Source organism: Luteipulveratus mongoliensis, from assembly GCF_001190945.1.
In the GTDB taxonomy this organism is placed as follows: Bacteria; Actinomycetota; Actinomycetes; order Actinomycetales; family Dermatophilaceae; genus Luteipulveratus; species Luteipulveratus mongoliensis.
Genome location: NZ_CP011112.1, coordinates 1,637,639 through 1,651,408, shown reverse-complemented (window position 1 = coordinate 1,651,408; position 13,770 = coordinate 1,637,639). Strand labels below are relative to the sequence as shown.

Sequence of the window (13,770 nt, the reverse complement as noted above, 5' to 3'; positions counted from 1 at the left end):
GAGGAGAAGCTGAGCCCGTCGATACATTGGCCCTCATGCCCGCACGGCCGCTCACTGAGCTCGTTCACCCCAGCTGGGCGGCTGCCCTCGCCCCCGCGCAGGATCACCTCACCCGACTCGGGGAGTTCTTGCGCACCGAGATCGCCGATGGGCGGCCCTACCTACCCGCAGGCGAGCACGTGCTGCGCGCCTTCGGCCGGCCGCTGGACGACGTACGCGTCCTCATCGTCGGTCAGGACCCCTACCCGACCCCGGGCCATGCCGTCGGACTGTGCTTCTCTGTGGCCCCAGACGTACGGCCGGTGCCGCGCAGCCTGCAGAACATCTACGCCGAGATGGAGTCCGACCTCGGCCTCACCAAGCCCGAGCACGGCGACCTGTCGCGGTGGGCCGACCAGGGCGTACTCCTGCTCAACCGCGTGCTCACCGTCCGACCCGGCGCCCCCGGGAGCCACCGCGGACAGGGCTGGGAGCACGTCACCGCCACCGCGATCAGTGCGCTGGTCAACCGTGGTGGTCCGCTCGTCGCGGTCCTCTGGGGTCGCGACGCCCGCAACCTGGCACCTCACCTCGGGGCGATCCCGCGGATCGAGAGTGCCCATCCCTCTCCGCTGTCGGCTCGCTCCGGCTTCTTCGGCTCGCGACCCTTCAGCCGCGCCAATGAGCTGTTGGAGCAGCAGGGAGCCGGCCCGATCGATTGGTCCTTGGCATGACGTTGTCTCCTCGCCCCACACCCGACCGCGTCTGGCAGCGGTTCGTCGCGATCGGCGACTCGTTCACCGAGGGCATGAGTGATCCGTCGCCCAGCGATCCGGACTCGTACGTCGGGTGGGCCGACCGCCTCGCATTTCGCCTTGCCGCGCGAAATAGCTTGGAGGACAAGCCTTTTGGGTACGCCAACCTCGCCATCCGTGGTCGGCTGCTCGCCGACGTGGTCGGGCCTCAGGTCGAGACGGCGTTGGCGCTGAGCCCGGACCTCGTGAGCATCGTGGGCGGCGCCAACGACTGCCTGCGACCCAGCGTCGACCTCGACTCCGTCGCGGACCGCCTCGAGGACGCGGTCGCACAGGTCCGGGCCACCGGGGCCGACGTCATCCTCGCGACCACTGCGGACCCGGTCGACGCGCCGGTCCTGAAACGAGTTCGTGGCCGGCTGGCCGTCCACGCCGCCAATCTGTGGGGCATCGGTCAACGACAGGGCTGCTACGTCCTCGACCTGTGGACGATGCGGCCGCTGCGCGACCCGCGGATGTGGGCGCCGGACCGTATCCATCTGACGACGGGCGGCCACCAACGCGTGGCGGCCCAGGCGGCCTGGCTGCTCGGACTGCCCGACGACGGCTTCGACTGGCGAGCGCCACTACCTCCGATGGCAGCACCGACCAAGATCGAGGCAGCCCAGGCGAATGCGGCGTGGACTCGGACCCAGCTCACTCCATGGGTCCAGCGTCGAGTGCAGGGCCGCAGCTCCGGCGATGGCCGGCAGCCAAAGCGTCCAGATGTCGCTCCGATCCCGCCGGTCAGCCAGAGCCCTCGGACCTAGCGACCGTCGCACGCGCGCCATCATCAGCTCGCTCCGTCGCTGACGCACAAGGCCACCGCTGACGCACAAAGCCACCAGGACGAGTCACGGACCGCGCGTCGGAGCGGACATAGCCACGGACCGTGCCGTTATGCCAAGACTGCCGTCCAGGTGCCAGCTGACCTCAAAGGGCGTGACGGTCGCGGTCAGGACATCGCGGTGCGCGATCGTGTGGTGCCGCCGGCAGAGCAGCGCGGAGTTGAGCAGGCTGGTGCGGCCTCCGGCGTACCAGGGTTGGACGTGGTGGACCTCGCAGAAGCTGGGCGGCCGATCGCAGCCCGGGAAGGTGCAGCACCGGTCTCTGGCGACGACCGCGGCCCGGAGCCCATCCTTGACCAGGCGTTGCTCCCGCCCGACGTCCAGCGGTTCGGAGCGGGAGCCGAGGACCATCGGGATGATGTCCGCGTCGCACGCCATCCGCCGGATCGTGCCAGCATCGATCGTGTCGCCCAGACTCGTCACCCCCAACCCGCCACCGCCCTGACCACCACGGCTACGGCGGCCGGCGGTGCCTGCGTCCCGGCCTGCGGTGCCTGCGTCCCGGCCGGCGCTGGTTGCGGCTGCCTGGGCGTTGCCGGTGGCCTCGGCACGCAAGTCGTCCAGATCCATCGTGACCACCAGCTTGGTCGTCGAACCATGCGAGGTGGAGGTGTCGGCGGATGTCGCCAGATCAATCAGGTCCATGAACGCATCCGCGCGGCGCTTACCCGGACTGCGCGGATCCGGGGAAGAGGCCCCGGTGTCGGGGTCGATCACCGGTCGCGGGGCGGCACCGGCCTGGATCGCAGCAACCAACCGTGCCGCGTTCGCCGGCGCCAGATCCACGATGAACCGGCGCAACCCGCCCGGCAGATCCGACCACGACAACTCCTCGACCCGCTCCAGAGCTGCGTCATCACGCTCGAGCCGGTCACCGGCATACGTCGCGACCAACCACCGCGACAGATGCCGCAGCTCTTTAGCCCCACCACCAGCCGCGGCGACCTGCAAGAAGTAGGCCAGGCACTCAGCCCGGGCGAAATCGGGCAGCACGGGCAGGATCTTGGCCAGCTCCCGCAGACTCACCTGCGCCGCCCGTGGACTGCACTCGGCCGTCGCGACTGCATCGCGCAGCAGAACGTTGTCCGGGTCGTTGACCGCCGTGGCCACCGCCGCGACCCGGGACGCCTCCCCCGGCTCGACTCGTCCCGCGTGCGAGGCCACCCACTGGGCAGGGCTGGCCGCCTGCGACTCACGAATGACGCCCCGCTGCAGCGCCTCCGCCGTGGCCATCACCAGGCACGCCTCCGCCCGGTCGGTCACCTGACCCAGCAGCTGCACCACACCGGCCAGCTCAGCCGACCCAACCTGGTGCAACGAAGACGGCAGCGCGCCCAATGCCTCGACAGCGGAGGCGACGGCGCGCACCGCGTCGGCTGCTGGACCGGGTGGGACCCGGTCCAGCAGCTCATCGCGCACCTGCGCAGTCGCCTCGGCCATGCCGAAACCGTACACGTGTTCGCATCTCTCGACAACCTTCAAAGGCGCCGAATCTTCTTTATTACCAACATAATTCGTCAATGTGACTTGTCCACATCCCCCTCGCGCGACCTCGGACTGTCCACAGGGCAAAGAGCTCCGGAGGCACGCCTGTGGACAGCCGGGGCGTCCAAGCGTCGACAGTCGCGGCGACACGGGCGATCGCATCGACGAAGCCATCCCCGCCCCCGTACGCTCAGAGCCATGAGCGCTCTCCGCACCGGCACGGCCGTCCTGACCGCCACGACGCTCGCTGCCGGCCTCAGCGGCTGCGGCGACGACGACAAGCCCGCGGGGCGTACGAAGGTGGTCACCGTGCTCGCAGCGGCGTCGCTGACCGAGGCGTTCGGCGACATCAAGAAGAAGGTCGAGGCCGAGCACTCGGACGTCGAGGTGCGAGTGAGCTTTGCGGCGAGCTCGACGATCGTGCAGCAGGTGAACAATCACGTGGACGCCGACATCGTCGCCCTCGCGGACGAGAAGGCGGGCAAGACGCTCAAGCCGGACGCCATCAAGGGCGCGAAGCCCACGCTGTTCGCCACCAACCAGCTCATGATCGCCACGCCGGCCGACAACCCCGGCAAAGTCGCCGACCTCGCGAGCCTGCAGTCCGGGTCGATCGACACCGTGCTCTGCGCGCCGCAGGTGCCGTGCGGCCGAGCCGCCAAGTCGGTGCTCGACAAGGGCCACGTCAAGCCGCACGTCGTGTCCTACGAGCAGGACGTCAAGGCCACCCTGTCCAAGGTTCGCCTCGGCGAGGCGGACGCAGCGATCGTCTACGTCACCGACGTCGCTGCCGCGGGCAAGTCGGTCCACGGCATCACGATCAAGCCGGACCAGAACGTCACCACTCGCCTCCCGGTCTACTCCCTCAACAACGACGAGGCGACCAAGGCCTTCCTCGACGCGCTCAACTCCTCAGCAGGCCGCAAGGTGTTGACTGACAGGGGCTTCGGCACCCCGTGAGGCAACGGCACGACCATCCGGCCCGCAGCCTGCTCGCGCTGCCGGCCGTCCTGGCGCTGCTCCTCCTGATGCTCCCGCTCATTGCGCTGCTGATCCGGGTCGACTGGCCGCACCTGTGGACCCACCTCGGCACCGCGGACGCCGGCGCGGCCGTACGACTGTCGCTGCGGACCACGCTCACCACCGTGGTCCTGTGCGCCGTGCTCGGCACCCCGCTCGCCTGGCTCCTGTCACGCTCATCGGGTCCACTGCTCCCTTGGCTACGCGCGCTCGTCACCGTGCCGCTCGTGCTGCCGCCGGTCGTCGGTGGCGTGGCGCTGCTGATGGCGTGGGGGCGCGAGGGCGTCGTCGGCGGACCGCTGTCCGACTGGTTCGGCTGGACGATCCCCTACTCCTGGGTGCGGGTCGTCCTGGCCGAGACCTTCGTGTCGATCCCGTTCTACGTCCTCGCTGTCGAGGGCGCGATGCGTTCACTCGATCGGCGGTACGACGACCTCGCGGCCACGCTCGGCGCCTCACCCCTGCGGACCTTCCGGACCGTCGCGGTTCCGCTCACCCTCCCCGGCATCGCGGCCGGGGCGACGCTCGCGTGGGCCCGGGCGCTGGGCGAGTTCGGGGCCACGATCACCTTTGCCGGGTCGTTCCCCGGTCGTACGCAGACCGCCCCTCTCGCGGTCTACCAGGCCCTGGAGATCGATCCAGACGCCGCGACCGCCCTCAGCATGGTGATGCTCATCGTCTGCGTCGTCGTGCTGGCGCTCCTCCGAGGCCGGTGGTGGCGATGATGCGGATGGCTGGGGTCGCCCGACGCGAGGACTTCACGCTCGACGTCGAGCTCGATGTCGCGCCTGGCGAAGTGGTCGCGATCCTTGGCCCCAACGGCAGCGGCAAGACCACGCTGATCAACACCATTGCCGGCCTCGGCGGTCTGGCCGAAGGCACCCTCACCGGACCGAATGCCGTCGCAGTGGAATCGGATTCGGTCTGGGATGCTCCCGGCGAGCGCCGGTGGGTCACGCCCCGGGACCGCCACGTCGGGCTCGTTCTGGCGAACGCCCTGCTCTTTCCGCACCTCACGTGCCGGGACAACGTGGCGTTCGGGCCGCGCTCGCGCGGGGCCGCCCGCAGTGCTGCCCGAGACCGGGCGGCCGACGAGCTCGCAGCGGTGGGGCTGGCCGACCGCTCAGGGGCGCGACCTGCGCAGCTGTCGACCGGTCAGGCCCAACGGGTCGCACTCGCTCGTGCGCTGGCCACCAGCCCGGGCGTACTCCTCCTCGACGAGCCGCTGTCGGCGCTTGACCCCGAGACCCGCGGCACGACACGCGTGGCCCTGGCTCGCAGGCTGGCCGACTTCGCCGGCTCCACCGTGCTGGTCACGCACGACCCGCTCGACGCCCTCACACTCGCTGACCGGCTCGTCTTCCTCGACTCCGGGCAGATCGTCCAGACCGGTACGCCGGCCGAGGTCGTCTCCCGTCCGCGCAACCCTTACGTCGCGCGGGTCGTCGGCCTCAACCTGTGGCGAGTGCGGCGTACCTCCGATCACACAGTGGCGCCGCTCGACACCGACGTCAGCATCCAGGTCGCCGAGCTCCCCGACAGCAGCGACCTGTGGCTCACGGTCCGCCCGAGCGCCGTCGCGCTCTGGCCGCAGGAACCGCACGGCTCCCCCCGCAACGCGTGGCAGCTCGAAGTCGCCTCCGTCGAGCTGGCCGGCCAGTCCGCCAGGGTGAGCCTCACGGGGCAGCTCGACCTGGTCGCCGAGGTGACTGCGGCTGCGGTCGCCGAGCTCGGCCTCGCCCAAGGACGCCTCGTCTGGGCGACGGTCAAGGCGACGGAGGCGGCGGCGTACGAAGCCTGAGATGTCGGGGCGACTCGATCGCGCGGACGTCGGACATGAGTGACAGTGGATGTGACCGCGACAAACCCGGGAGCCTGGATGACGCAGTACAACCCGACCCGACCCGAGCAGATCTACACCTATGGCGCACCCCAGCTGAAGTTCGGCCCGGGCGCGAGCGACGAGATCGGCTACGACCTGAGCGTCACGGGTGCCAAGCGCGCCCTCATCGTGACTGATGCGGGTGTCGCAGCCACTGGCGGACCCCAGCGAGTTGCCGATCAGATGAGCCAGTTCGGTGTGGAGGCAACGGTTTTCGACGGCAGCCACGTCGAGCCGACGGACGAGAGTCTTGACCAGGCGATCGCCTGGGCGCGCGAGCACGGACCGTACGACGCGTTCGTCGCCGTTGGTGGTGGGTCCAGCATCGACACGGCCAAGGCCATCAACCTGATGACCACCAACGACGGCGAGCTGATGGACTACATCAACGCTCCTGTCGGCGGCGGCCGGGCGCCGAGCCAGCCGCTCAAACCCCTCATCGCGGTCCCGACCACGACCGGCACGGGCTCCGAGAGCACCACGATCTGCGTCCTCGACGTGCTGTCGCAGAAGGTCAAGACCGGGATCTCGCACGCCCGGCTGCGACCGACCCAGGCCGTCATCGATCCCGAGCTCACGCTCAGCCAGCCGGCCGGTGTGACGGCCTGTGCGGGCATGGACATCCTGTGCCACGCGCTGGAGAGCTACACCGCGCGGCCCTACACGTCGTACGAGCACAAGGAGGCGTCCGAGCGGGTGCCCTACTGCGGCTCCAACCCGATCGCGGACATGTGGTCGGAGAAGGCGATGGAGCTGCTGGCCGGCGCGTTCCGGCGTGCTGTCCGCAACGGTGACGACCGGCAGGCGCGGCTCGATATGGCGATGGCCGCGACCTTCGCGGGAATGGGCTTCGGCAACGCCGGCGTCCACATCCCGCACGCCAACGCCTATCCGATTGCCGGTCAGGTCAAGGGTTTTCGGCCGGCCGACTATCCGCAGGACGAGCCGATGATCCCGCACGGGATGGCTGTGTCGCTGACGGCGCCGGCGGCGTTCCGCTTCACGTTCGAGGCGGCGGAGGACCGTCACCTCAAGGCGGCGCGGCTGCTCGATCCGGACGCCGCCACGACCGACGATCCTGCTGACCAGCTGCCGTCGGTGCTCACGTCGCTGATGCGGGACATCGGGATCCCCGCGGGGATCGGGGCGGTCGGCTACGACGAGGGCGACATCCCGAGCCTGGTCGAAGGCACCATGAAGCAGCAGCGCCTGCTCACCACGTCGCCGCGCCCGGCCACCGAGGATGACATCGCCGCCATCTTCAAGGCGTCGGTCCAGCTCTGGTGATGGTGCTCAAGGACCAGACGTGCCAGCGGTGCGACGTCTTCGCCGCCTACGATCACTATGCCGGGCCGAAAGAGCTCGATGTCTATCCGTACAACGCGCACGAGGGCGGCGCGGCTGATGCCGAGATCGCCTCCGTGCTATGGCTTCAGGAGCACTGGACATGACCACACCCGGACACTTGATGGCGGACGAGATCGCCTCTCAGCCAAAGGTTCTCGCGGAGGTGCTGTCGTCGTACGGCGAGTACCTCACCCCGGTCCTCGCGCGGCTGCGGACACACGACACGCGGGCCGTGCTGCTCGTGGCTCGCGGCACGTCGGACCACGCGGCGCTCTACGCGAAGTACCTGATCGAGACCCGGCTCGGCCTGCCCGTCGGCCTGGTGTCGACCTCGACCTACACGGCGTACGACACCAAGCCGGCCCTCGAGGGCGTCGTCTGGATCGCGGTCAGCCAGTCAGGTGGATCGCCCGACCTGGTGGCCTCGACGGAAGCGGCCCGCGCCGGCGGCGCACTCACGATCTCGCTGACCAACGCCGAGACCAGCCCGCTGTCCGACGCCACTGAGCTGCACCTGCCGATGCTCGCCGGTGACGAGCTCTCCGTCGCGGCCACCAAGACCTACACGGCCGCGCTGCTGTGGTTGTGGCTGCTCGTCGAGGGCTGGGCCGAGGGCGACCTGAGTGCGGCAGCCGGCGTACCCGACTGGGTGGATGCGGCGGTCGACCTGCCCGAGGTGGCGGAGGTCGCCTCGCGCTACCGGTTCGTCGAGCGGCTGGTGACGACATCGCGCGGGTTCGGCTACCCAACGGCCCGCGAGGCCGCGCTGAAGCTGATGGAGACGTGCTACCTCTCGGCGCACGCCTTCTCCGGCGCTGACCTGCTGCACGGGCCGCTGGCGATGGTCGACGAGGACCGGCCAGTCGTCGTGATCGCGCCCGACGGCGCGGGCGGCCGCACCCTGGAGCCGGTGCTGGAGCAGCTGCGCACTCGCGGCGCTGACGTCTGCCTGGTCGCCCCGATGGAGGTGACCGCGACCTCCCAGATGCGGATCCCGCTGCCGTCCGGCATGGACGAGCGGCTGGCGCCCATCGCGCAGATCGTGCCGCTGCAGCAGCTCGCTCTGCAGCTCGCGGTGTCGCGGCACTATGACCCCGACCACCCGCGAGGACTACAGAAGGTCACCAAGACGACCTAGCGTGAGGTCATGATCGACTTCAAGAACGGCATGGTCTTCAAGCTCGCCGCCACCGATCCTGCTGCGATCGCACCTGACGTCGCCGAGCTGCTCATCGAGGGTGAGCAGATCCTCTCCTGCTTCAAGGCAGCCCGCGACTTCGTCGTCTTCACCAACAAGCGCCTCGTGGCCGTCAACGTGCAGGGCATCACGGGCCGCAAACGTGACTACACGTCGCTGCCGTACTCCAAGGTGCAGGCGTTCTCCATCGAGACAGCCGGCTCGTTCGACCTCGACTCCGAGCTGGAGATCTGGTTCAGCGGCTTGGGTCTGGCGCGGCTGGAGTTCAGAGGTGACGTGGACATCCGGCAGATCGGCCGGCTGCTAGCCCACCACATTCTCTGAGGGCACTGCCGTACGCCCGCGCTTGAGCTCGCTCAGCCGCTCCAGCGGGAGGAACGCGAGCAGGCAGACGACCGTGGGCAGGAAGTGGATCGACAGGAGCAGATACGTCGACGCGTGGAAGATCAGCCAGAAGCCGACGACGGCGTACAGCATCCGCCCGCGCAGCCACAGCATGATCGGGGAGAGCAGCTCCGCGCTGAACGAGATCCACTGGAAGACGTAGGTCAGCCAGGGCATGTCGACCAGCCACTCGGACAGGAACGAGCCACGCCGGGTCAGCGCCCACACGAGCACGGCCGAGGACGCCCAACCCCAGCCGGCATCGAGGATTTTCGCGACGGCCGCGAGGAAGTACGTCGCCACGACGGACACCTGGATGATGCGCAGCGTCCAGCCCGCCGAGTCAGATGTACGTCGGTCGCTCACCAGCGCGCGGCCCACCAGCGGGAGGACACACAGCGCCACAACGAGCGCGAAGTGGTCGTGGTTGATCTTGGAGTAGGAGTAGGCGTTGCTCAGCCAGTCGAGCATCCCCGCGGCGCAGACCCAGCCCGCCAGACGCGGCAGCCGCCCGGACATCGCGACCAGCGCCGACACGATGATCACCACACGCAGCACCTGCACGTAGACCGGCGACGGCTGCGGCAGGTGCAACAGCTCGCGGAACGGCAGCGGCTTGTAGAGCTCGGTCGGCACGTCACCGTGACCGATCGGGAAAGCCGTCAGCACAAGCACGTCCAGCAGCACCACGGCGTAGACCAGCCGTCGCAGCCAGGCGATCCGGGCCAGTGGCATCTCCGGGAAGAACCAGTTCATCAGGGCTTCCCCGGGTGACGGACGGTCCACGTCGTCTTCGTCGTCTGGCTCTTGCTGACGACCTCGGAGTCGCGCAGTTTGCTGACGGTGTCGACGAGGTAGATCTTGGTGAGCCGCGGCGCGTGAGGCGCGTGGTCTGCGTACATCACGGCGACGGCCTGCAAGCGGTGCGGCTCCGCCTCAATCCGCGTCGCCTGCCCCTCGATCTCGGCACGCTCCAGCCCGATGCCGCCACCGCCGAGCGGGACGGTCACTCGGGCACCCGAGGTGTCGTCGGCCTCGAGCCCGAGGGAGTGGATCTCGCTGTTGGGGTCGACCTTGAACGCAAACTGCGTCATCGGTGAGAACGGCCACGAGCGGTCGTCCTCACCGAGCGTGCCGGCAGTGATGCCGACGGCCACAGCGAGGAGAGCGACCACCCGCCAGACGCGGCTGGCGCGCGACAGGGACTGCGCTCCCCCAGCCTGTTCCGACACGGCGACCACCGTAGCCGCGCCGTTCTCCGCGCGCCGGTCAGGGCAAGGTCGGCTCCGGCCGCGGGTAGCCGCGGTAGACGTCCGCGGCGGCGACATGGAAGCCATCCGGCAGGTCTGCCCCGCGCATCGTCGCGGCGATCTGGTCCATCTCACCGACCCAGCGCCAGCCCTTGGCCGTCGCGGAGCGCTCCGCCCGGGTCAGGCGGTCTGCGACCTGCGGCAGCGAGTGGTCCCACTCCGCGAGCAGGTCGGCCTCGACGCCGTGTGACCGCGCTAGGTCGCGCGCGGCCAGCAGCAGGGCACCGCTGCCCTTGGTCCACGCGGCGTACGCCATCTTGAGCGCCGAGGCCGAACCGACACCTCCGTCGACCTGCAGCACCGACAACGCCGTACCGGCGAAAAGATCTCGTACGACTGCAGATTCGTCTCCCGAGACGTACAGCCGGGTGCCGGTCCCGACGTGGGGCGGGCTGCCGATGATGCCACCGTCGACGAACGTCGCCCGAGGGAGAGCCGCGGCGACGCGTCGTACGGTCTCGGGCGAGACGGCGTTCGCATCGACATAGGTGCCGGCGAAGTCGCCCGCCGCGGCCGCGATATCGAGCGCGGCGTGCGGCGGACAGATCGACAAGATCACGCTCGCCTCTGAGAGGAGGTCCTCAACGCGGTCGACCTCCTTGAGGCCTGCCTCGGCAGCGCGTGCGCGCGACTCGGCGCTCCGTCCCTCTGCGGCCCAGATGACGGTCCGGCCACCGTCCACCAGGCAGCCGCCGACTGCTGCGCCCATCGCGCCCGGGTGGAGCAGCCCGATCACGCTCTTGTCAGCCACGGTCACCAGCATCGAGCATCGCGGTGACGGTCTGGAAGGTGTAGCCGGAAGTCTGCATCCGATCGATCATCCAGTCGGCGGCAACGACCACGTCCTGCGAGGCCCGAGCCCGGGCATCGTGCGCGAGCACGATCATGCCCGGCGAGGCAACCTCAACGTTGTGGGTCGCGGCGGACAGCGAGTTCTTGCTCGGCAGGCTGTGTGACCACAACGGGATGGTGTAGCCGAAACCGGTTGCGGCGTATATGACTTCGGCATCAAAGCGACCGTAGGGCGGACGTAGCAGCACCGGGCTACGACCCGTGGCTTCGCTGATCTGTGCGTGGGTGCGCTTCATGATCTTGGTGAGATCGGGCAGACCGATGGTCGTCATGTCCTTGTGGGTCCAGCCGTGGATGCCGATCTCGTGGCCGGCCTCCGCGACCTGCCGGGCGACGTCCGGGTAGCGCTCGACGGACCTGCCCAGCATGAAGAATGTCGCGTGCACATGGTGCTTGGCCAACCGCTCCAGGACCTTGGGCGTCCATCGCGGATCGGGTCCGTCATCGAACGTCAACGCCACCCCGCGGCCGACTGCCGGACCGCGCCACACCAGTCGCGCCTCGCGTCCGTGCGTTGATGTCTCCGTCAACGGGGCGACCCGGTAGGACGGTGGTCGGTGCGTGCGTTGGTAGTCGTCGAGACCTCGTCCCGCAGCCGCGCCGACGACGGCGAATCCCGCTGCACCGACGGACAGTCCGACGGCCGCCCTCCGTGAAACTTCGCCCCCGCGCCCCATCTTCTGAGTATGCGCTGCTCATCGGCAAAGTGCACGCACGATTCTTACAGGGCGAGTCGGCCTCACTCGGCCTCCCGGCATCCGGTCGGCGCCCATGGCCGGCCCTCCTCACCCGTCTGAATGGGAGCACGCCCGAGCAGCACGCCCGGTTGCCTCGCGGTGGGCGTGTCGCGGCTGCCCGGGCATGGGGTCTGTGAAGACGTACAACCTTGTTGCGGACATCTACAACGAGGTTGTACTTCTCCACGAGACCCCTGCCCCCCGGCAGGCGACACGCCGGGCCGAGCCAGGCGTGAGCAGTACGGGCTACGCCTGGGCGTCCATCTCCGCGCGGACGGCCGCGGCGAACGTGTCGACGTCGGACTCGGTCGTGTCGAAGCCGCACATCCAGCGCACCTCGCCGGCCGCCTCGTCCCAGAAGTAGAAGTGGAACTTGTCCATCAGTCGCCGCGACACGTCGTGCGGCAGCACCGGAAAGACGGAGTTGGACTGCACGGGCCGCATCAGTCGTACGCCCGGTACGTCGCGCACGGCTTCGGCGAGACGGGTCGCCATCGCGTTGGCGTGCGAGGCGTTGCGCAGGTAGAGGTCGTCATCGAGCAGCGCGATGAGCTGGGCCGAGATGAACCGCATCTTGGAGGCCAGCTGCATGGACTGCTTGCGCAGGTACTTCATGCCACGCACCGCGCCGGGGTTCAGCACGAGCACGGCTTCGCCGACCATCAGGCCGTTCTTGGTCCCGCCGAACGACACGATGTCGACGCCGACATCCGTGGTGAAGGTGCGGAAGGGCACTCCCAGCGACGCTGCGGCATTGGACAGCCGCGAGCCGTCGACGTGCAGCACCCAGCCGCGCTTGTGCGCATAGTCGGCGATGGCCTTGATCTCGTCCACGGTGTAGGCCGTGCCGAGCTCGGTCGTCTGCGTGATCGAGACAACCTTGGGCTGGGCGAAGTGCTCGTCGCCCTCCTTGCCCTGCGGCATCGTGTCCAGCAGTTCCGGCGAGAGCTTGCCGTCCGGTGTGGGGATGACGTGCAGCTTGAGGCCACCCATGCGTTCGGGAGCGGCGCACTCGTCGACGTGGATGTGCGCGGTCGAGGTGCAGACCACGGCCTCCCAACGGTCCGTAACCGCTTGCAGCGCAATGACATTCGCGCCCGTGCCGTTGAAGACGGGGAACGCCTCCGCCTGGTCACCGAAGTGCTTCCGGAACACGTTCTGCAGCTCAGCGGTGTAGATGTCATCGCCGTACGACACCTGGTGGCCGCCGTTGGCGCGGACGATCGCCGCCAGGATCTCCGGGTGCACCCCGGAGTAGTTGTCGCTGGCGAAGCCGCGCTCCGTCGGATCGTGCAAGGGGTTCAGCGTGGGAGTCTGCTCAGTCACCAGTTCATCGTCTCAGTGTCGGTTTGTCGGGCTATTGGCCGGTGCGGCCGTCAACGCACTCACGCAGCAGGTCCGCGTGGCCGCAGTGGCGGGCGTACTCCTCGATCATGTGCACGAGCACGTCGCGCAGCTCGAGCTGCCCACCGTCGTACGGCACTGACAGGTCAAGTGATTCGGCACGGTTGACGAACGCCTCGGAGTTCGCCACCTCGCGACGCCACGACGTCCAGGCGTCCTCGACGACAGCCGGGTCGGCGACCGCTCCGTTGAAGTCGAGGTCGTGGTCCTCCTCGGTGCGATAGAGCCGCGGCACGTCCTGCTGCCCCATGTTGATGACGAACCAGTCGTGCTCGACCTGGGCCAGGTGCCGGATCAGCCCGAGCAGGGACATCGTCGACGGTGGCACTGAACGTCGCGCGAGCTGCTCGGCGTCCAGACCCTCGCACTTCATCTCGAACGTCAGCCGATAGCTCTTGAGGTAGTCGAGCAGGATCTCTCGCTCACCGCGCGGCTGATGGTCGGTCTCACGAGGGTCGTCCTCGGGGTCGACCCACATGTCGGGGTACTTCCGCTCCGTGGTCATACATCCAACTTCGCGCGCTCGACCA

At 68.9% G+C, this 13,770-nt stretch carries 16 protein-coding genes; 9 read left to right on the top strand and 7 right to left on the bottom strand.

The genetic code is table 11. From position 1 onward, the window contains the following. Positions 1 to 35: 35 nt before the first annotated feature. Positions 36 to 713 carry a uracil-DNA glycosylase gene (locus tag VV02_RS07900; protein WP_052596700.1) on the top strand — a complete coding sequence of 226 codons (678 nt, stop codon included), beginning with the start codon at positions 36 to 38 and terminating at the stop codon, positions 711 to 713. Beyond that, complete coding sequence (locus VV02_RS07895) at positions 710 to 1,543, top strand: SGNH/GDSL hydrolase family protein (protein WP_052590880.1); 834 nt, start codon at positions 710 to 712, stop codon at positions 1,541 to 1,543. The genes VV02_RS07900 and VV02_RS07895 overlap by 4 nt, the downstream gene beginning before the upstream one ends. Positions 1,544 to 1,627: 84 nt before the next feature. Here the strand turns inward: VV02_RS07895 and VV02_RS07890 are convergent, their stop codons facing one another. Beyond that, on the bottom strand, positions 1,628 to 3,061 hold the full coding sequence (locus tag VV02_RS07890; RefSeq protein WP_169787660.1) for an HNH endonuclease signature motif containing protein: 1,434 nt from the start codon (positions 3,059 to 3,061) through the stop codon (positions 1,628 to 1,630). Between the two features lie 243 nt (positions 3,062 to 3,304). Here VV02_RS07890 and modA point away from each other — a divergent pair, with 243 nt between their 5' ends. From modA to VV02_RS07860, 7 genes are all read left to right on the top strand, one after another. Beyond that, complete coding sequence (modA, locus tag VV02_RS07885) at positions 3,305 to 4,066, top strand: molybdate ABC transporter substrate-binding protein (protein WP_052590878.1); 762 nt, start codon at positions 3,305 to 3,307, stop codon at positions 4,064 to 4,066. After that, entirely contained in the window at positions 4,063 to 4,851 is a 789-nt protein-coding gene (locus VV02_RS07880; RefSeq protein WP_245633016.1) for an ABC transporter permease, read from the top strand. The genes modA and VV02_RS07880 overlap by 4 nt, the downstream gene beginning before the upstream one ends. 5 nt (positions 4,852 to 4,856) lie before the next feature. Further along, complete coding sequence (locus tag VV02_RS07875) at positions 4,857 to 5,927, top strand: ABC transporter ATP-binding protein (RefSeq protein ID WP_245633015.1); 1,071 nt, start codon at positions 4,857 to 4,859, stop codon at positions 5,925 to 5,927. A 78-nt stretch (positions 5,928 to 6,005) separates the two neighbouring features. Beyond that, positions 6,006 to 7,295, top strand: a complete 1,290-nt coding sequence (locus tag VV02_RS07870) for a hydroxyacid-oxoacid transhydrogenase (protein ID WP_052596688.1) — start codon at positions 6,006 to 6,008, stop codon at positions 7,293 to 7,295. Then, positions 7,295 to 7,459: an acetylxylan esterase gene (locus tag VV02_RS25920; RefSeq protein ID WP_083449992.1), complete on the top strand. Its 165-nt coding sequence runs from the start codon at positions 7,295 to 7,297 to the stop codon at positions 7,457 to 7,459. The genes VV02_RS07870 and VV02_RS25920 overlap by 1 nt, the downstream gene beginning before the upstream one ends. Next, positions 7,456 to 8,493 (top strand): SIS domain-containing protein, encoded by a 1,038-nt coding sequence (locus VV02_RS07865; RefSeq protein ID WP_052590877.1) that lies wholly within the window; start codon positions 7,456 to 7,458, stop codon positions 8,491 to 8,493. Before VV02_RS25920 ends, VV02_RS07865 begins: the two co-directional genes overlap by 4 nt. Before the next feature lie 9 nt (positions 8,494 to 8,502). Next, positions 8,503 to 8,877: a PH domain-containing protein gene (locus tag VV02_RS07860; protein ID WP_052590876.1), complete on the top strand. Its 375-nt coding sequence runs from the start codon at positions 8,503 to 8,505 to the stop codon at positions 8,875 to 8,877. Here the strand turns inward: VV02_RS07860 and VV02_RS07855 are convergent. The 6 genes from VV02_RS07855 to VV02_RS07830 form a co-directional block, all read right to left on the bottom strand. Next, positions 8,857 to 9,723: an HTTM domain-containing protein gene (locus VV02_RS07855; protein ID WP_245633014.1), complete on the bottom strand. Its 867-nt coding sequence runs from the start codon at positions 9,721 to 9,723 to the stop codon at positions 8,857 to 8,859. The genes VV02_RS07860 and VV02_RS07855 overlap by 21 nt on opposite strands. Further along, complete coding sequence (locus tag VV02_RS07850) at positions 9,693 to 10,169, bottom strand: hypothetical protein (RefSeq protein WP_157063328.1); 477 nt, start codon at positions 10,167 to 10,169, stop codon at positions 9,693 to 9,695. The genes VV02_RS07855 and VV02_RS07850 overlap by 31 nt, the downstream gene beginning before the upstream one ends. A gap of 37 nt (positions 10,170 to 10,206) precedes the next feature. Beyond that, entirely contained in the window at positions 10,207 to 10,998 is a 792-nt protein-coding gene (locus tag VV02_RS07845) for an NAD(P)-dependent oxidoreductase (RefSeq protein ID WP_218917375.1), read from the bottom strand. After that, a complete protein-coding gene (locus VV02_RS07840; protein WP_052590872.1) occupies positions 10,991 to 11,776 on the bottom strand; it encodes a polysaccharide deacetylase family protein in 786 nt (261 codons plus the stop codon). Before VV02_RS07840 ends, VV02_RS07845 begins: the two co-directional genes overlap by 8 nt. A gap of 306 nt (positions 11,777 to 12,082) precedes the next feature. Further along, complete coding sequence (locus VV02_RS07835) at positions 12,083 to 13,162, bottom strand: threonine aldolase family protein (protein WP_245633013.1); 1,080 nt, start codon at positions 13,160 to 13,162, stop codon at positions 12,083 to 12,085. A 31-nt stretch (positions 13,163 to 13,193) separates the two neighbouring features. Next, entirely contained in the window at positions 13,194 to 13,745 is a 552-nt protein-coding gene (locus VV02_RS07830) for a DinB family protein (RefSeq protein ID WP_052590870.1), read from the bottom strand. Positions 13,746 to 13,770 lie beyond the last annotated feature (25 nt).